The organism is Alteromonas sp. RW2A1, assembly GCF_001886475.1.
GTDB classification, from domain to species: domain Bacteria; phylum Pseudomonadota; class Gammaproteobacteria; order Enterobacterales; family Alteromonadaceae; genus Alteromonas; species Alteromonas hispanica.
The window spans coordinates 2413414-2431598 of sequence record NZ_CP018031.1; the positions used below are offsets into that span (position 1 = coordinate 2413414).

Consider the following 18185-nt stretch of genomic DNA (forward strand, 5'->3'; position numbering starts at 1 on the left):
AGCGTAAATCATGTTGGAGTCGATTTTACGCTTTTCGATAAAGCGAAAGTTTCTCGTGCTGGTGATGGTATTAGCTGTTGCCGGACTAGGGGTATGGAATTTCACTAAGCTGCCGATTGATGCGGTACCAGATATCACTAATGTACAAGTGATGATCAACACCGAAGCAGCGGGTTATACCCCTCTTGAGATAGAGCAACGGGTCACATTTCCATTGGAAACCGCTCTGGCAGGCTTGCCTGGGCTGACCTATACTCGCTCGGTCTCGCGCTATGGGTTATCTCAGGTAGTCGCGATATTCAGTGACGACACGGATGTGTACTTTGCTCGCCAGTTGGTGAATGAACGATTATCCGCCGCCCGTTCCGAGTTGCCGACAGGATTGGAGCCTCAGCTTGGCCCCATTGCTACGGGCTTAGGTGAAATATTCATGTTCACCGTTGATGCCGAACCTGATGCTACCCATGCAGATGGTTCGCCTATCACACCGATGGATTTACGTACCGTTCACGACTGGACTATCAGACCACAGTTAATGCGAGTGCCGGGTGTGGTGGAAGTAAACCCCATAGGTGGATTTGAACGTGAAATTTTGATTGCTTTCAAGCCTGAAAAGCTGCTGGCTTTTGGTTTAACCCAAGCGGATGTAGTCGATGCCATTGCCAGCAACAACCAGAATAAAGGCGCAGGATTTATTGAACAAAACGGTGCGCAGTGGCTGTTGAGAGTTCCCGGACAGGCCGAAGATATTGCAGCAATAGGCCGTATTCCACTGAAATCGACCAAAGGTTCTGCGCTAACCATTAAGGACGTAGCGGATATCAAAAATGGTCAGGGTTTACGTACCGGCGCTGCAACGCAAAATGGCCGCGAAGTGGTTATGAGTACTGTGTTCATGTTGATTGGAGAGAACAGTCGTACCGTGGCTCATGCCGTGGGTGAGAAGCTGAAAGCAATCAACGCCAGCCTGCCTGAAGGCATTGTCGCTACCGCTGTATATGACCGCACTAAGCTAGTGGATAAGACATTACAGACCGTACAAACCAACCTATTGGAAGGTGCGCTTCTGGTCATTGTGGTGATTTTTGTGCTGTTAGGAAACTTTCGAGCGGCCTTTTTAACCGCTCTGGTGATCCCTTTTGCCATGTTAATGACCGTTACCGGAATGGTTCAGGCCCGCGTGAGTGCTAATCTCATGAGCCTTGGCGCACTGGATTTCGGCTTGTTGGTTGATGGAGCGATTATTATTGTTGAGAACTGTTTGCGCAGACTCAGCCAAAGTGGAAATAGACCATTGCTACTTAAAGAGCGCATGGAGTTGGTGTTTGAAGCTACCCGTGAGGTGATCCGCCCGGCATTGTTTGGTGTGTTTATCATCACAGCCGTTTACCTGCCCATTTTTGCGCTGGAAGGTGTAGAAGGCAAAATGTTCCATCCGATGGCTATTACTGTCGTTATAGCTTTATTAAGTGCGATGTTGCTCTCTGTCACCTTTGTTCCCGCCACCATTGCGTTGTTGTTTAAAAAGCCAGTCAAAGAAAAACACAGTCCACTTATTCGTGGAGCCGAGGCCTTATACCGCCCGGCGTTAAGCTTGGTGTTGGAAGGTCGCTGGATAGTTGTATTCGCTGCGTCACTACTGGTGGTGGTATTTGGCTATCAGGTAACCAAACTAGGAAGCGAATTTGCCCCCAATCTTGATGAAGGGGACATTGCTATGCATGCTCTGCGCATTCCGGGTACGTCACTGAGTCAGGCTATTGCACTACAGGAAACGCTGGAAGACAAAATTAAGCAGATGCCGGAAGTAGAGCGGGTGTTTGCCAAAATCGGCACCGCTGATGTGGCTACCGATGCTGTTCCACCTAGTGTGGCGGATAACTTCATTATTTTAAAACCCCGTGAGCAGTGGCCTGATCCTGACAAGACGAAAGAGCAAATCGTCGAAGAACTCGCTGCTCTGGTTGCGCCCATACCCGGCAACCGCTACGAATTTCTGCAACCCATTCAGATGCGCTTTAACGAGTTACTGGCTGGCGTTCGGGCAGAGCTGGCCATTAAGGTATTTGGAGACGACTTCGATACTCTCACAGGTTTAGGCGCTGAAATTGAATCTGCCATTTCTCAGGTAGAAGGCATTGCCGATATTCAGGTTGAACAGACTACCGGCTTACCCATGCTGAATATTGTGCCTGACCATCAAAAACTCATGCAGCACGGGATCAGTATTGGAGATGTGCAATCGCACGTGGCTACCGCTATGGGCGGCGCAGTTGCTGGGAAGTTTTATCAGGGTGATGTGCGCTCAGACATTGTCGTGCGTTTAGGCGAATCACGCAGACAGGATATTGATGCGCTCAATTACCTGCCCATAACGCTGCCAGATGGTCACAGCATTCCGCTACAAGAATTGGTGTCGCTGGAGCTGGTGTCCGGGGCCAACCAGATAAACCGGGAAAATGGCAAACGCCGGGTGGTGGTCACCGCCAATGTGCGAGGACGTGATTTAGGTAGCTTTGTGGCTGACATTCAGCAAGCTGTAGCGGAAAAAGTCGAAACGCCGGCAGGTTACTGGGTTGAATACGGTGGCACTTACCAGAAGCTTCAGTCGGCCTCCAAGCGCCTCAGTATTGTTGTGCCAGTTACCTTGCTAATGATCATCGGTTTGCTGATTCTGGCACTGAACTCGTTTAAAGACGCGATGATCATCTTCACGGGTGTGCCACTGGCATTAACCGGGGGAATTGCTGCGCTACTATTGCGTGATATCCCATTTTCCATCTCGGCTGCGGTAGGTTTTATCGCCTTGTCTGGTATCGCCATTTTAAATGGTTTGGTAATGGTGTCCTTTATCCGTGAATTACGCAAAGATGGCGTGAATCTGAATCAGGCCATCTTTGACGGTGCGCTAACTCGGTTGCGCCCAGTATTAACTACCGCATTAGTGGCATCGCTGGGATTTATCCCTATGGCACTCAATACCGGCATTGGCTCTGAAGTTCAGCGTCCATTGGCTACAGTGGTTATTGGCGGGATCATTTCATCCACCTTGCTCACTCTGTTCGTTATTCCGGCCTTATATCGAATTTTACACAAAGAGAAGGAGTCATTTTTGACTGACGTAGAAGTATTGGAATCGTCTAATGCCAAGTAGTCTTATTAAAATTAGCCTAACTCTGCTGATGGGCGCATTAGCTCTAATTAGCATTGATGTATTCGCACATGGCGTGGATGACGATACCCGCGCATTTCTGGAACAAAACCAAGGTGTACAGTTTATTCCGTTTTTGTACATCGGGGCTAAGCATATGATCACTGGCTATGACCATTTGTTGTTCTTAGTGGGTGTCATCTTCTTCCTGTACCGAAGCAAGGAAGTACTTCTGTACGTGAGTATGTTTACTATTGGTCACAGCGCAACCTTACTGTTCGGTGTGCTGAGCGATATTCAGGTTAACGCCTATTTAATTGATGCCATTATTGGTTTGTCTGTCGTCTATAAAGGCTTTGATAACTTAGGTGGTTTCAAGCGATGTTTTAACTGGCAACCCAATACGCAATGGGCGGTACTGATCTTTGGCTTATTTCACGGTTTTGGATTGGCAACCAAATTACAGGAATTCCATTTACCGGCAGATGGACTCATAACCAATCTGATTGCCTTTAACATCGGTGTTGAACTGGGCCAGTTTGCAGCACTCGTGTTTATTCTGATAGCCATCAACGCTTGGCGAAAGCTGCCTTCATTCCAGCGTTTCTCTACCATGACCAACACGGCGCTCATAAGTGCTGGCGTTATGTTGGTGGGATATCAGCTTACCGGCTACTTCGTTAATTAAACTCATAACAAGAGAATATTATGCAACACACTGTCAGTACAAAAACCTTAGTCAAAGCCAGTATCACCGCAACGGTTGTGGCGGCAATTGCTTTGGTGACTTTTATTCTTCCAGCGGAATACAACATCGACCCAACCGGAATTGGGCATAAACTGGGGCTGACGACCCTTGCACAAGTGGCTGAATCTAAAACTGTTGATTCTGCCGATGAAACTGTTACTGAAGTGTCAGGCAGCAGCGATTTTAAGACTATTGAAGTGCTAGTGCCTGCGGGACGCGGTGTCGAATACAAATTTGCCATGCAGCAATATTCCAAGATGACGTATGAATGGCTGACCGACGGTGAAGCGCTGTATTTCGACTTACATGGTGAACCGGAAGGCGATACCACTGGGTATTTCGAAAGTTATACCATAGCGACCGCCAATGAGATTAAAGGCAGCTTTACAGCTCCTTTTGCAGGTTCACACGGCTGGTATTGGAAAAACAAATCGGACAAGCCTATTGCTGTGCAGCTTTTGGTAAAGGGCGAATACCAAGTCATTGGCCTGAAGCAATAATTCAACTTATTAAAATTGGAGAATGTATGAAAAAAGCACTTACCGCAGCGGTACTCTGCTGCACATTAATCAGTGGTAGTACTCTTGCACATGGCGAACATGGCGTCATCAGCGGCCAGAACGCCATCAGCATTACAGCTAAATATGTGAAGCAAATGACCTTCAAAGATTTTGGTTTTGAGGTGGGCAAGCTAGATGAGTCGTGGAAAGGCTTGCCGTCTGAAAAGTTCAGTATCGTTAGCGTCGAAGAAGAGTTCTATGTGGTAAGTGCTTCTAATTCTGAAGCTGCCAAGCAAATCTTTTTCAAGATAGCCAACAACGGTCAGTTATTGGATGTAAATGCTACGAACGACTTTTAAATACGAAAATGTTGATGGGCACTTAGCGTTAATGCTTAGTGCTCCATTATCATTTTAGTAATAAGAGTTAATTCATACTGCGCCAACTTAACACTGTTAACTCACACATCCCCTAATCACTCGTCATTACCAAAAAATCGCAATAAACCAACCTCTGCCTTAAGTAAATAAGAAACAGCCCGCCTTGGTCGCATTCTGTTCTTGAAAATGCCAGACAAGTTGATAACTAATCCATTTTAGCCTTTCTCTGTTATTTCTTCAGCGTTTGTGGTGCTGCCTTTGGCATCATTTTTTGCGCCTTCCTTTGCGCTCTCCTTGGCCACTACGCCCACAAAATCTGAGGCGCTTACATCGTCAACTTCCAACCCGAGTCGTTGAATATACATATCGCGCTTCTCCATTTGAGTAGGCGATAATTTCCCTTCAAGAAGAAGCTTTGCCGCTTTGTGAGCGACTTCCATCTGCTCATCGCTTAAATCTTCACCCACGTGTATTTGCGACACTATTTTTAACAGGCTAAGCGCAACCTGCTTATCGCTAGGAGATATTGTGAGGGCTTGTCTTAGGTTGTTGTAAGCGGGCAATAACCTATTTTCTTTGTAGTTCACCGCAGCCATATGTTTCAGCTCTTTCGGCGTAAACTGAATTTCGTTGCGCTCAATTGACTCTTGCTTCAAGTATTCGTCAACGACCTGAGAAGAGAAGGTATCACCCTCAATTTGCTTTCTTAACTTGTCTAGAATTTTGACACAATGTTCACGCATACCAAGCTCATGAAATGCCTTCATCTTGTCAAGGCTGTCTTCCATCGATAGACCTTCAATGTCTACAGAGCTTCGCTTCATTACCTGCTCTGCGCCTTTTTTATCGTCTTTAAGACAAAGCACCCGAACTTTAATAACATCAACCTGATCGTTAAGTGCAGATTGAACGCCCTTTTGTTGCGACACAGCATCAATATCGTGCTCGGCCCGCTGAATATACTTAGTAGCCTCGGGACCAGTAAGGCTGGTAGCGAGGTCAATAGTGCTACGAATGACGTTAAGTGAGAGCTGTGGAGAGTCGTGAATAGAGTTCTTGGCAAACTTTGCCATATTCTGCACAGCAGAGAGTTGGCCAACTTTGTCATGATTTAATCTCGCCAAGTCCCACAGGCGTTTATTGCGCTCAATATTCCTGGGTGCCAATCGACTCGCTTGTTTCATCTGTTCGTAAGCAATGTCGAACTGTTCTTTTTCAATAAAATATTGTGCTAGCAAATCGAAGGTTAAAAATCGTGTATCTGCACGCTGAAGTAAATCATCAACAATAAGTTGTGCCTCTTCTAACTCATCCTGTCGTAGCAGAGCGCGTGTTAAACCAATGTGTACCCAGGCGTGATCCATACTTTGCAGCAGCTCGCGAAAATAATTTTCTGCCGTTTCAAAGTCCCGCAGCTGTAACAGGCAATCACCAATTAAGCGTTTAATTCTAGTGTGATATTCAGCCAAGGATGCGTCTTTTAATTGGCGCTCTGCGTAGTACATCGCGGTGGAATAGTCACCTAGCTGCATACAATGCAGCATTTTATGCAACTTGTAACGAATTTGAAGGAGATACTGAAGACGCCCAATAACGGCTGTACGCTGAAGGGGCTTTACCCAGAAATCATCGGGTTGCAGTTCAACTATACAGTTTACCAGTTCGGAGGACGTCTCAGCGCTTAAAAAGATAACTGTTGTCGTGTCGTTGATATAGTTGAGGTGTTTTAATTCTTCAAAAAGATGAAAGCCGTCTTTGTCGTGACTAACGTTAAAAGCAAGTAAAACAAAGTCAAACTGTCTTTTTTCACAAAGGCGTTTAGCATGAAACGCATTAAATGCGCTACTGACGTGCTTAATTCCCACGTCATGCAGCGCAGACGCTACTACGTCGTGTACCAATCCTTGGTTGTCGATAACCAATACATGAAGTTCTTCTCTTGGTACGGGGGCAGGAATTTTTTCCAACATTTAGCAATCACTTCTCACGTCTTTTCCTTAAGCAACACAGTATTGAGCATGAACTTACGGTTTAGAGCACGGTTTAAAGCACAACGTAAAACACCTTAAATATCGACTCTGTGGGCTAGCATGCATAATATTGCATATGTATAAGTGATGTCGATACCAGATTACGGCAGAAGAATGCATCAAAATTGAATGCAGCAGCTAGAAAATAGGTTGCTGATAGCGCAATACTCGTAGCAGCAGACATCACCTCAACGAATATTAGCACTTACAGGCGGGTCTATTTGTGCATTTATGCTACCGTTAACTCTAAACCAACCCGCCACTGAATGACGCTCGCGGTTTGACGTTAGCACTTCGTGGGGAAACTCCTCACTTAAAAACACAACAAATGTGCCTCGTGTGGGCTCAATTTTTAACCCTTTTGTATCCTCATTATTTTGATACAACACCAGTTCACCGCCGTCGCCTTCTTTCCAGTCCTCGTTCAGGTAGGCTACTAGCGACAATACTCTGTTGGTTTGGTTTTTTAAAACTCGCTGTTCTTTAAAAGCGTCTAGATGGCGCTTATAAAATGCCCCCACGTCATAACAAGCAAAATGACTTTCAAACGAGAAAAGCCCCATAAATAAACTTCTATTGATATACGTTTTTAATGCATCACACCATGACAGCCAAATTTGCCCTTCTACTGTGCTACCTGTAATCCAGCTAATTTCATCACTGCGTATATCGTCTTTCTGCTGAAATTGAGTAGCCCGCCCTATTCCTGCTTTTTGGTATTCGCTATCTTTCATCGAGCGCTGACAAGTTAATAATGCGTCTACTACTGCAACTGGTAGTCTATTGGGCTGAATACTAAAGCCCTGTTTGACGAGGTCGTTAACAACAGATTCAAAAATGGCGTCATCTAGGGTGATAAGAGGTGACGCTTCATTAACGGATGTAATGTTCATAATGTTAGCGGCTAAAAATAAAATGGGTTTATAAGGGCTTTTTACTGGGTAGGCAACTAATAATGCGTCATGTGGGTACGCTATATTTTTGTTGTGAAAATAAAATTTTTCATGGACAAACTAAAAGCACAATTTTTGCTTATTTCTATTTAAATGTATGATTGAATACGCTAAGGAAGACCCTTAATGAGATGTTACGCAAAAGAGAGTAGTTAATGAGTCAAGATCAAACGCAAATAGAAGAGACCGAACACCATCTCGACCTACGAAATTTAAGGTTGGACGATTATAGTGACGTTAAAGACCTTATGGATAAAGTTTACGCTAACGTAGGTGGTGCTTGGCCTTATTCTAATTACAAAGCACAGGTAACTACCTTTCCTGACGGCCAGATTTGTATTGAAGATAAGGGTAAGGTAGTCGCTTTCGCGATATCTGTCATCGTTGATTACGACCAGTTTGGCGATAAGCATAGCTACGATGAAATAACAGGCGACGCCTATCTTACTACCCACGATCCAAACGGCGATGTACTTTACGGCGTAGAAGTTATTGTATGTCCTGAGTACAGGGGTTTACGTCTCGGTAGACGTTTATACGAAGCACGAAAAGAACTGTGCCGCAATCTAAACTTAAAGTCGATTATGGCCGGTGGTCGTATTCCCAACTATCGTAACTATGCACATGAATTAACGCCCTATGAGTATATCGAGCAGGTAAAACTGAAAGATATTTACGATCCTATTTTAACTTTCCAGCTATCTAACGGCTTTGAAGTTAAGCAAGTAATGACCGCTTATCTACCTGAAGACGAAGCCTCTCAGGGTTATGCCACCTTGCTTCAGTGGCACAACATATACTATGAGCCAAATACGCCATCATTAATCGCAAGCAGAAAGTCGAGTGCTCGAATTGGCTGCATACAGTGGCAGATGCGCTACTTCAATAACGTGGAAGAATTACTTCAACAAGTAGAATACTTTGTCGATGCGCTTTCTGATTACTCCTGTGATGTGGCGCTTTTCCCAGAATTTTTCAATGCACCACTAATGGGTTTATGCCCTACAGAGTCATCTATTGATGCAATATGGCATCTTGCTACCTATACCGATGAGATCCTGACTTCTGTGTCACATTTAGCCGTATCTTACAACATCACGATTATTGCGGGTTCCATGCCCGTGGTAGAAGATGACTTACTGTACAACGTAAGCTACATCTGTAAGCGTGATGGCACCATTGAAAGCCAGTACAAACTGCACCCCACCCCTCATGAAAAAGAAGACTGGATCATGAAGGGCGGAAACAGCCTAAAAACATTTGATACCGACTTTGGTAAGATTGGCGTATTAATTTGTTACGACGTTGAGTTTCCAGAGTTGGCACGCATTCTTGCCGACCAAGAAATGCAAATCTTATTCGTGCCATTTTGGACAGACACAAAGAACGGCTACCTTCGAGTGAGACGCTGTGCCCAGGCAAGGGCAATCGAAAACGAGTGTTACGTGGCTATTGCAGGCAGCGTAGGTAATTTACCGAAAGTAGATAATGTTGACATTCAGTACGGCCAAACTGCCGTCTTCTCTCCTAGTGACTTCGCGTTTCCTCACGATGCCATTGTGTCTGAGACAACACCTAACACGGAAATGACCCTCATTGTCGACCTAGATTTAGACAAGCTCACCAAGCTGCAAAACGAAGGTTCAGTGAGAAATTATCTAGATAGACGCAGAGATCTTTACCGCGTTGAATGGATGGGCGATACCTAGTCTCACACTACAATTATCAAAGGGCGAGCAAGGGATTGCTCGCCAGTCTTAGATTTCCTTTTCTTATAAAGCTGTTAACCCCATAAGCCATGGCAATTTTTTTAAATTAGCGATAACATGCCAACAACGTGTTGACCTATACGGCACCCCAGTTTATTGGGTTAGGTAGTTTATTGGGTTAGGTTTGGCCTAGGTGCCAAAAAACAATCAGTATGAGAATGTAATTAAATTATGTCTAACAACTCTAAGAATGATGAATTTCCAACTATCCGGTTAGATGATGAGGACCGTCGCGATTATCAAACTAAGCGACAACCTTCTTCTGGTCCAACATCAGCACCAACCTCTTCTTCAGCTCCTTCATCGAATTCTGGCGGCAACGGACTGTGGATAACCCTGATTGCACTTATTGCGCTAGCAGCATGTGGCGGTTGCTATTACTTGTTCACCTTATTAGAACAACAAAAAAATATAGCCGAAAGAGCAGAACAACGAATTATGTCTCTTGAGAATAAGCTATCCGCTACGGGCGAAGAGATGGGCGAATCTACCGTTGCGCTTCAAGTTAAAGTGAATGAGTTAAATGATAAAACCAGTGAACTTTGGGAGCAGATGGATAAGCTTTGGGCTTCTGCGTGGCGTCGTAATCAAAAAGAAATTGCAGATTTAGGCGAACGTGTTGGAAAAGTGCAAACCAGTGTTAACAAAGATATCAACGCGGTATCTGAAGACGTTGACGCACAGTCTGCCACATTAGGCTCGTTAAAAAACCAGTTAGCCTCGGTGGCCGACGAGCTACTTGCAGTTAATGTTCGGTTAGAACAGACATCAGAAGAAAAGGCTAGCGCCCAACAGCAGGTAAAAAACTTAGCGGATACACTGTCTGTGCTTGAAAAGCGCAACGCTTCCCTGTCTGGCAGAATTAATAATCTTGAAGACGAAATTAGAGAGATTGCAACTAAAGTGGTCTCTGGTGGTAGCGCTAATACCACAAGCTCTACACCAAATGTGGGTTCAAGCTCAGCAGCAGCTCCTAACGCAGGCTAATATAAAAGCAAAGGAAAGTTAGTTAAATGAGCGAGCAGACGCTTAAACGCTTAAATAAATTTATTAGCGATACCGGGCTCTGCTCTCGTCGAGAAGCAGACAAACTGATTGAGCAAAATCGGGTCACTATTAACGGTAAAGTGCCTGAACTGGGCACCAAAGTTGCCCCTAACGACACCGTTGAAGTTGATGGAACACGTATTGGCGCTGTGGCAAAAGACAAGTCTGATCGGGTCTACATTGTTTACAACAAACCCATAGGTATTACGTGTACCACCGAACGTCATGTTAGAGGAAACATCATTGATGCCATTGGTCACAAAGAGCGTATTTTCCCTGTTGGTCGCCTAGATAAACCATCAGAAGGGCTTATTATCTTAACCAGCGACGGTGATATTGTGAATAAAATATTGCGCGCTGAAAATGCCCATGATAAAGAGTACGAAGTTACTGTAGACCAGCCTGTTAGCGATAAATTCTTAAACAAAATGGCCCGTGGTGTGCCTATTCTAGGTACTGTCACAAAACCATGTACCGTAAAGCAAACCGGTAGAAATAAATTCACAATTATCTTAACTCAGGGCTTAAATAGACAAATTCGCAGAATGTGTGAATTTTTGGGTTATGAAGTAACAAAGTTAAAGCGCACAAGAATTATGCACTTAGCGTTGAGTAACCTTCGCCCTGGGCAATGGCGAGAACTTACAGCTCGCGAACTAACAACGCTAAATAATGCGGTAAAACACTCAACAAAAACATCGCAAGAGAAATAAAGCCTTGGTACCAGATGATTTCGAGTGAGTTCGAGGCGTGACCTCGCTTTTCTTTCGTTCATTTTCCGGCCGAGTGCATTTTGCGACTAAGTGCACTCTACCCCTGTATTAAACGTCGGTAAATTCAAGGCACAAAAAAAGCGTCCAGAGGACGCTTTTTTCGTTTAACCCAAGTCTTATCGACGAAGGCCTAGACGCTTGATAAGGTCAAGGTAACGCTGAGCATTCTTGCCTTTAAGGTAGTCTAGAAGCTTACGACGCTGGCTAACCATACGAAGAAGACCACGACGTGAGTGGTGATCTTTCTTATGATCAGCAAAGTGACCTTGAAGCTTGTTGATGTTGTGAGTAAGCAAAGCTACTTGAACTTCTGGTGAACCAGTGTCGCCTTCTTTAACGCCGTACTCAGCAATGATTTTTGCAGTTTGTTCTTTAGTTAGTGACATAACATTCTCCTAAATTATGTCCCGCCGATCACTAATTCAGCAGAACGGAATGAAGCGCGTATTATAATGACGTTTGCTCAGTTAGCAAGGGTCGAACGCAGTAATTTGGCCAATTTACGAATAAACCACGCGTCGCTTGGGATTAACAAAGATTTCGTTCTTTGGCTGCCCCTGATCTCTTGGGTCTTTTACCCCCTCACCTACGCCTAAAAACAAACAGTCGTCTGCCTGCTGATGATAAACGCGATAGGAAACTCCAGCGATAAGCTCTGCTTCACATACCCCTTTAACGCTTTGTCCATGGTCGAAGCGACTGCGCTCTTCATCATTAATCACGACGCGAGGCAAGCGGCTTACAGCCGTATCCATAGGTATGAGAAAAGCGTCTAGCGCTGCAAAATCGCCCTCAGCAAGTGATTCTTGCGTGCTGATAAGGGTATCTAGTGACACCATTTTATCCGTCGGATAATCTGCAACCTCGGTGCGATGCAGACGTGTTACATACGCGCCGCAACCCAAGTTTTGGCCTAAGTCGTCAACAATAGAACGTATGTAGGTTCCTTTGCTACACTTTATCCGCATATCCACGTAAGGCAATTCGATGCGTAAAACCTCTAGCTCATACACTTCTATATCGCGAGGCTCTCGCTCTATTTCTATACCTTGGCGGGCGTAGTGATAAAGCGGTTTTCCTTGATGCTTAAGCGCTGAGAACATGGAAGGAATTTGCTTACTTCTCCCTAAAAAGGCGAGGCAAGCTTCGTTTACCTGTGCATCAGTAACGTCAACGGGCTTTTCTTCAACAACCTCACCATCGGCATCTGAAGTGGTAGTGCGAACACCAAGCTTAGCAGTGACTTCATACGTTTTTTCGGCGTCGAGTAGGAACTGAGAAAACTTAGTTGCTTCGCCTAGACACAATGGCAACATACCGCTAGCTAGAGGGTCTAGTGCCCCGGTGTGCCCTGCTTTCACCGCTTTATACAGCCATCTAACCTTTTGAAGCAGCTGGTTAGATGACCCGCCCAGCGGCTTATCAAGTAATACTATGCCGTTAATATCACGGCCTTTACGTCGTCTTGCCATTTACTCCGACTCTTGTTCGTCATCAAGGTCGCGCTTTGACTCATCGGTAGCAATGGTCTGTGAGACCAAATTTGAAATGCGCATACCTTCGATAATCGACTTATCTTCAAAGAAGTGAAGATCAGGCACAGAACGCATGCGTAAGCGCTTAGCTAAAATGCTGCGAATGAAGCCTTTTAATTCTTTAAGTTGCTTAACCTGTGCTTTACCTTCTTCTTCAGTGCTGTTGTAAATAGTGACGTAGATTTTTGCATGAGCTAAATCTCGTGACACCTCAACTTCAGACACCGTAATAAGCGGCATGTCGCCTACTCTGTGTTTGTATTCGTTTTGAAGGATACTCGCTACTTCTTTATGAACTTGCTGAGCAACCCTATCGGTACGTGAAAATTCACGAGCCATTGTAAACTCCTTAACCTAATTATAAATAGCGTATAGACAAAAGCGGGAGCACTCGGCCCCCGCTTTTTAAATGCCAATTAGAACAGGCAATTAAATTTCGCGTTTAACCTCAACGACTTCGAAGACCTCAATTTGGTCACCTACTTTCACATCGTTGTAGTTTTTCACGCCGATACCACATTCCATGCCGTTACGAACTTCTTGGACGTCATCTTTAAAGCGACGTAGCGATTCTAGTTCGCCTTCGTATATCACGACGTTATCACGTAGAACGCGGATTGGATTGCTGCGCTTGATGTTACCTTCGGTAACCATACAACCTGCAATCGCACCCAACTTAGGCGATTTGAATACGTCGCGCACTTCAGCCAAACCAATAATTTCTTGTTTGAACTCAGGTGCAAGCATACCGCTCATAGCCGCTTTCACTTCGTCGATAAGACTGTAGATTACGCTGTAGTAGCGCAAATCAATTTCTTCCGCTTCTAGCACTTTACGGGCAGATGCATCGGCACGAACGTTAAAGCCAACAACAATTGCACCAGATGCCGCTGCAAGTGTAGCGTCAGTTTCAGTAATACCACCAACACCGCTACCAACGATATTCACTTTTACTTCTGATGTAGAAAGTTTAATCAGTGATTCAGCAATCGCTTCGACAGAGCCCTGTACATCAGCTTTTAGTACGATGTTCAATTCGCTCACGTCCCCTGATGCCATGTTCGCAAACATGTTTTCGAGTTTCGCTTTTTGCTGACGTGCTAGTTTAAGCTCACGTTTCTTCTGATGACGCTTGGCCGCTACTTCACGAGCTTTACGCTCGTCTTGAACGACCGCCGCATCTTCACCAGCAACCGGTACACCAGATAAACCGAGTACTTCCACCGGTGTTGATGGACCAGCAAATTTCATTTCTTTGGCGTTTTCGTCGCGCATTGCACGAACACGACCGTACTCTTCACCACATAGCAAAATATCACCTGGGCGAAGTTGGCCTTCTTGAACCAATACAGACGCAACAGGACCACGGCCCTTATCTAGACGTGATTCAATAACGATACCGCGACATGGACCTTCTGGCACTGCTTTCAGGTCAAGTAGTTCTGCTTGAAGCACGATGGCTTCTAGTAACTCTTCAACACCCATACCAGTTTTCGCTGATACGTTACAGAACTGGTGATCACCGCCGTATTCTTCAGGAATAACTTCAAGTTGCAGAAGTTCGCTCTTAACGCGATCAGGGTCTGCAGACTCTTTATCCATTTTGTTCACTGCAACAATCAAAGGTACGCCAGCCGCTTTAGCATGCTGAACCGCTTCTTTTGTTTGCGGCATAACGCCGTCATCTGCAGCAACAACCAAGATAACAATATCAGTAGCAGTTGCACCACGTGCACGCATTGCTGTAAATGCCGCGTGTCCTGGTGTATCAAGGAATGTAATCTCGCCGTTATCAGTTTCTACTTTGTATGCACCGATATGCTGAGTAATACCACCTGCTTCTCCGTCAGCAACTTTCGCACGACGAATGAAATCGAGTAATGATGTTTTACCATGGTCAACGTGACCCATGATAGTCACTACTGGAGCACGAGTGGTTTTAACCCCGTCCATGCCTTCTGCTAGTAATTCATCTTCTAACGCATTGTCGTTAACTAGCTCATACTTGTGACCCATTTCTTCAACAACGAGAACGGCTGTATCTTGGTCAAGTACTTGGTTAATTGTAGCCATCTCACCCATTTTCATCATGGCTTTGATAACTTCGTTAGATTTTATTGCAAGTTTGCTCGCTAACTCACCAACCGTAATGGTTGCGCCAAGTTTAACTACGCGCTCCACAGGTTGTGCTGGCTTGTTAAAGCCTTGCTTAAGATGTTCGCCAGCATGCTTTTTAGACTTGCGACGACGGCGTGACGAGCGCTCTACTTGCATGTCTTCTTCGTCTTCTGCTTCTTGAGCATAACGATTTGAGTGCAAGTGAACTTCTTCAGCCTCAGCTTTCTTGCGACGCTCTTCTTCTTCCTTCCAGCGACGCTCATTTTCTTCAGCTAGCTTACGTGCTTCTTCAGCTGCTTTCTTAGCATCTTCTTCAAGCTTTTTCTGAGACTCTTCTTCTTGAGCCTTACGCAAACGCTCTTCTTCTTGGCGCGCTTCTTCTTGCTTAGCTTTTTCAGCTTCAGATAACTCAGGCTCGTTCTTCTTGCGCGCTTCAGCTTCTTTCTTTGCTTGTTCCGCTCGACGAGCACGCTCTTCATCAGCCGCTTTCTTTGCTTCTGCGGCTTTTCGCGCTTTCTCTTCTGCTGCTTTCTTCGCTTCTGCAGCCGCTTTTTCTTCAGCTTCGCGCTTCAGACGTTCTTCTTCCTGACGCTTCGCTTCTTCTTCAACGTCAGTACGTTTTATGTAAGTACGTTTTTTGCGTACTTCAACTTTTACTTCTTTCGACTTTCCAACGCTTAGTGTACTGGTCGTCTTGCGCTTTAATGTCATGCGCGTGGGCTCTGCGGAGCTACCGTGTTGCTTACTTAAATGATCCAACAGTTTTTGTTTCTCTTCTTCGTTAATTTGAGCGCCGGCACTTTTAACAATACCCGCGTCTTTAAATTGGCCAACCAATCGGTCAACGGTCGTACCAATGTCGCTGGCGAGCTTTTCTATAGATACATCTGCCATTACGTAATTATCCCCCTGTTGACCTTACTCTTCTTCACTGAACCAAACGATATTTCGAGCAGCCATGATTAATGCACCCGCCGATTCATCGTTAAGTTCATCGATATCATTGATATCATCGGTACCTTGTTCTGCTAACTCTTCTAGGTCGGTAATACCGCGGCTGGCCAACACATAAGCCACGTGTTTACTCATACCTTCAAGATTTAATAAGGCTTCTGTTGGTTCTGCACCTTCAAGAGACTCTTCGTCTGCAAGTGCTCGCGTTGTTAGGAAGGCACGCGCTCTTGTGCGCAATTCTTCAACGGTGTCTTCGTCTAATCCTTCAACCGCTAAAAGTTCACTCACTGGAACGTAGGCTACCTCTTCTAGTGTGGTAAAGCCTTCATCGACAAGTACTAACGCAAAATCTTCGTCAATATCCAATCCAGTTGTGAATAGGTTAAGTACCTTCGCATTTTCTTCTTCGTGCTTCTTGTTGAGATCGTCAACCGTCATCACGTTAAGTTCCCAGCCACTTAATTGGCTGGCTAGGCGTACGTTTTGGCCGCTTCTTCCAATTGCTTGCGCAAGGTTATCAGCCTCAACCGCCACATCCATCGTATTGTTATCTTCATCAACAACAATCGATGCAACCTCTGCTGGTGCCATGGCATTGATAACAAATTGAGCTGGGTTTTCATCCCAAAGCACAATATCAACACGCTCACCGCCTAATTCACCAGATACTGCTTGTACGCGTGAACCACGCATACCAACACAGGCACCTACTGGGTCTAAACGCTTGTCGTTAGTCTTAACGGCAATCTTTGCGCGTGAACCTGGATCTCGTGCCGCAGACTTTATTTCTAAAGTCTCTTCCGCAATTTCTGGAACTTCTAGTCTAAACAACTCAACAAGCATATCTGGGTGCGTACGGCTGATAAATAACTGTGCACCACGAGCCTCAGGACGAATAACATAAAGTAGACCACGCACTCTATCTCCTGGACGGAATGTCTCTCTTGGGAGCATATCGTCACGGTAGATAACACCTTCTGCGTTATTACCTAGGTCAATAATGATATTGTCGCGGTTTACTTTCTTAACTGTACCCGTTACCAACTCGCCGACTCTATCTTCGTACTCAGCAATCATTTGCTGACGTTCTGCCTCGCGAACTTTTTGTACGATAACTTGCTTCGCCGTCTGCGTTGTTATGCGGTCGAACTTAATAGATTCAATTTGTTCTTCAACAAATTCACCAAGTTCGATTTCTGGCTCGTCGACTTGCGCCGCAGAAATTGTAATTTCGGCATACGGATTTTCCTGCTCTTGATCATCAGGAATTACTAGCCAGCGCCTAAACGTGTCGAAGTCGCCTGACGTTCTGTCAATGCTTACACGAACTTCAATTTCGCCTTCGTTTTTCTTTTTCGTTGCGCTTGCAATTGCGAATTCCAGCGCTTCAAAAATCTTTTCTCTAGGCACTTGTTTTTCATTTGAAACGGCTTCCGCCACTAACAAAATTTCTTTATTCATTTTCGCCTCACTTTTGCTTTCTTCGATGAAAGCAGAGCTGTTCCGTTAATCGAACGTGGGAACAACGTTACCTTTTTCGATATTCGCCACAGCTAACTGGAACTGCTGGCCATCCACTTCAATACTTACCATGCCGTCTTCGCACGCAAGTAATTTGCCTTTGAAATTACGTCTGTCATCCATTGGCATAGACAAACGAACTTGAATTACTTCACCTACAGAATCTTGATAGTGCTTTTCCTTGAAAAGCGGTCTATCCATCCCTGGTGATGACACTTCTAAGTTATATTCGGTGCTGATCGGATCTTCTACGTCTAATATTGCGCTCACTTGATGACTAACATCTGCACAATCATCTACGGTTATACCGTTTTCGTGATCAATAAAAACGCGAAGAATCGAATGTTTCCCCGCACGTACAAACTCGACACCAACCAATTCGAAACCCAAGGCCTCAACACCAGGGTTAAGCATTTCGGTCAGCTTATCTTCAAGTTTTGCCAATCCAAACCTCCAAAAACAAAAAAAGGGCATAAAGCCCACCTGTCATCACCTAAGAAAAACGAATTTCTCTAGGTTTTAATACAACAAAAAGCCCCGGACTAGCGGGGCTTTTTGTTGTAATTCTGAACCCATACATAACGTCTTAGAAAGCGACATCTATGTAGGTAAAAACACCGTTAGGTGATAGCTTACTATGAATAAGTGCGTTACTTTCCTGAAAATTTGAGGGAGCCCGCTCTTATTACTTTATTCAAGCATTATA

Annotated in this window: 15 protein-coding genes; 7 read left to right on the forward strand and 8 right to left on the reverse strand. The window is 44.9% G+C overall.

Annotation, left to right across the window (positions count from 1 at the left end; translation table 11 throughout):
- The first annotated feature begins 10 nt into the window (after window positions 1-10).
- From BM528_RS10810 to BM528_RS10825, 4 genes are read left to right on the forward strand one after another with little or no spacing between them, the layout of a single operon-like run.
- Complete coding sequence (locus BM528_RS10810; protein WP_071979811.1) at window positions 11-3154, forward strand: efflux RND transporter permease subunit; 3144 nt, start codon at window positions 11-13, stop codon at window positions 3152-3154.
- Window positions 3144-3839 carry a HupE/UreJ family protein gene (locus BM528_RS10815; RefSeq protein WP_071979812.1) on the forward strand — a complete coding sequence of 232 codons (696 nt, stop codon included), beginning with the start codon at window positions 3144-3146 and terminating at the stop codon, window positions 3837-3839. The genes BM528_RS10810 and BM528_RS10815 overlap by 11 nt, the downstream gene beginning before the upstream one ends.
- A 20-nt stretch (window positions 3840-3859) precedes the next feature.
- Window positions 3860-4399 carry a hypothetical protein gene (locus BM528_RS10820; protein WP_071979813.1) on the forward strand — a complete coding sequence of 180 codons (540 nt, stop codon included), beginning with the start codon at window positions 3860-3862 and terminating at the stop codon, window positions 4397-4399.
- 26 nt (window positions 4400-4425) lie between these two features.
- Entirely contained in the window at window positions 4426-4758 is a 333-nt protein-coding gene (locus BM528_RS10825) for a DUF6488 family protein (RefSeq protein WP_071979814.1), read from the forward strand.
- A gap of 236 nt (window positions 4759-4994) precedes the next feature.
- Here BM528_RS10825 and BM528_RS10830 read toward each other — a convergent pair whose 3' ends face one another.
- Together BM528_RS10830 and BM528_RS10835 are read right to left on the reverse strand one after the other, a co-directional pair.
- Window positions 4995-6749, reverse strand: coding sequence for a response regulator (locus tag BM528_RS10830; protein WP_083595265.1), 1755 nt, complete (start codon window positions 6747-6749; stop codon window positions 4995-4997).
- 248 nt (window positions 6750-6997) lie between these two features.
- Window positions 6998-7702 (reverse strand): 2OG-Fe(II) oxygenase, encoded by a 705-nt coding sequence (locus BM528_RS10835; RefSeq protein WP_071979815.1) that lies wholly within the window; start codon window positions 7700-7702, stop codon window positions 6998-7000.
- 215 nt (window positions 7703-7917) lie between these two features.
- Between BM528_RS10835 and BM528_RS10840 the strand changes: the two genes are divergently transcribed.
- The 3 genes from BM528_RS10840 to rluF all read left to right on the forward strand — a co-directional run bounded on the left by BM528_RS10840 (window position 7918) and on the right by rluF (window position 11291).
- Complete coding sequence (locus BM528_RS10840; protein ID WP_071979816.1) at window positions 7918-9471, forward strand: bifunctional GNAT family N-acetyltransferase/carbon-nitrogen hydrolase family protein; 1554 nt, start codon at window positions 7918-7920, stop codon at window positions 9469-9471.
- 231 nt (window positions 9472-9702) lie between these two features.
- On the forward strand, window positions 9703-10518 hold the full coding sequence (locus BM528_RS10845; protein WP_071979817.1) for a hypothetical protein: 816 nt from the start codon (window positions 9703-9705) through the stop codon (window positions 10516-10518).
- A gap of 26 nt (window positions 10519-10544) precedes the next feature.
- Window positions 10545-11291, forward strand: coding sequence for a 23S rRNA pseudouridine(2604) synthase RluF (gene rluF / locus BM528_RS10850; protein WP_071979818.1), 747 nt, complete (start codon window positions 10545-10547; stop codon window positions 11289-11291).
- Window positions 11292-11467: 176 nt separating this feature from the next.
- Here the strand turns inward: rluF and rpsO are convergent, their stop codons facing one another.
- The 6 genes from rpsO to rimP all read right to left on the reverse strand — a co-directional run bounded on the left by rpsO (window position 11468) and on the right by rimP (window position 17923).
- Window positions 11468-11737, reverse strand: coding sequence for a 30S ribosomal protein S15 (gene rpsO / locus BM528_RS10855; RefSeq protein ID WP_032096567.1), 270 nt, complete (start codon window positions 11735-11737; stop codon window positions 11468-11470).
- A gap of 114 nt (window positions 11738-11851) precedes the next feature.
- Window positions 11852-12823 (reverse strand): tRNA pseudouridine(55) synthase TruB, encoded by a 972-nt coding sequence (gene truB / locus BM528_RS10860; RefSeq protein ID WP_071979819.1) that lies wholly within the window; start codon window positions 12821-12823, stop codon window positions 11852-11854.
- Window positions 12824-13225 (reverse strand): 30S ribosome-binding factor RbfA, encoded by a 402-nt coding sequence (gene rbfA / locus BM528_RS10865; protein ID WP_071979820.1) that lies wholly within the window; start codon window positions 13223-13225, stop codon window positions 12824-12826.
- Between the two features lie 90 nt (window positions 13226-13315).
- Window positions 13316-15898: a translation initiation factor IF-2 gene (gene infB, locus BM528_RS10870; RefSeq protein WP_071979821.1), complete on the reverse strand. Its 2583-nt coding sequence runs from the start codon at window positions 15896-15898 to the stop codon at window positions 13316-13318.
- A gap of 24 nt (window positions 15899-15922) precedes the next feature.
- Entirely contained in the window at window positions 15923-17419 is a 1497-nt protein-coding gene (nusA, locus tag BM528_RS10875; protein WP_071979822.1) for a transcription termination factor NusA, read from the reverse strand.
- Between the two features lie 45 nt (window positions 17420-17464).
- Window positions 17465-17923: a ribosome maturation factor RimP gene (gene rimP, locus BM528_RS10880; protein WP_071981274.1), complete on the reverse strand. Its 459-nt coding sequence runs from the start codon at window positions 17921-17923 to the stop codon at window positions 17465-17467.
- Window positions 17924-18185: the final 262 nt, after the last annotated feature.

Excerpts from the sequence above, each read along its gene's own strand:
- BM528_RS10815 (WP_071979812.1), top strand. The coding sequence starts at position 3,144 with ATGCCAAGTAGTCTTATTAAAATTAGCCTAACTCTGCTGATGGGCGCA.
- BM528_RS10825 (WP_071979814.1), top strand. The coding sequence starts at position 4,426 with ATGAAAAAAGCACTTACCGCAGCGGTACTCTGCTGCACATTAATCAGT.
- BM528_RS10835 (WP_071979815.1), bottom strand. The coding sequence starts at position 7,702 with ATGAACATTACATCCGTTAATGAAGCGTCACCTCTTATCACCCTAGAT.
- rluF (WP_071979818.1), top strand. The coding sequence starts at position 10,545 with ATGAGCGAGCAGACGCTTAAACGCTTAAATAAATTTATTAGCGATACC.
- truB (WP_071979819.1), bottom strand. The coding sequence starts at position 12,823 with ATGGCAAGACGACGTAAAGGCCGTGATATTAACGGCATAGTATTACTT.
- BM528_RS10810 (WP_071979811.1), top strand. The coding sequence starts at position 11 with ATGTTGGAGTCGATTTTACGCTTTTCGATAAAGCGAAAGTTTCTCGTG.
- BM528_RS10840 (WP_071979816.1), top strand. The coding sequence starts at position 7,918 with ATGAGTCAAGATCAAACGCAAATAGAAGAGACCGAACACCATCTCGAC.
- BM528_RS10820 (WP_071979813.1), top strand. The coding sequence starts at position 3,860 with ATGCAACACACTGTCAGTACAAAAACCTTAGTCAAAGCCAGTATCACC.
- nusA (WP_071979822.1), bottom strand. The coding sequence starts at position 17,419 with ATGAATAAAGAAATTTTGTTAGTGGCGGAAGCCGTTTCAAATGAAAAA.
- rbfA (WP_071979820.1), bottom strand. The coding sequence starts at position 13,225 with ATGGCTCGTGAATTTTCACGTACCGATAGGGTTGCTCAGCAAGTTCAT.
- rpsO (WP_032096567.1), bottom strand. The coding sequence starts at position 11,737 with ATGTCACTAACTAAAGAACAAACTGCAAAAATCATTGCTGAGTACGGC.
- BM528_RS10830 (WP_083595265.1), bottom strand. The coding sequence starts at position 6,749 with ATGTTGGAAAAAATTCCTGCCCCCGTACCAAGAGAAGAACTTCATGTA.
- infB (WP_071979821.1), bottom strand. The coding sequence starts at position 15,898 with ATGGCAGATGTATCTATAGAAAAGCTCGCCAGCGACATTGGTACGACC.
- BM528_RS10845 (WP_071979817.1), top strand. The coding sequence starts at position 9,703 with ATGTCTAACAACTCTAAGAATGATGAATTTCCAACTATCCGGTTAGAT.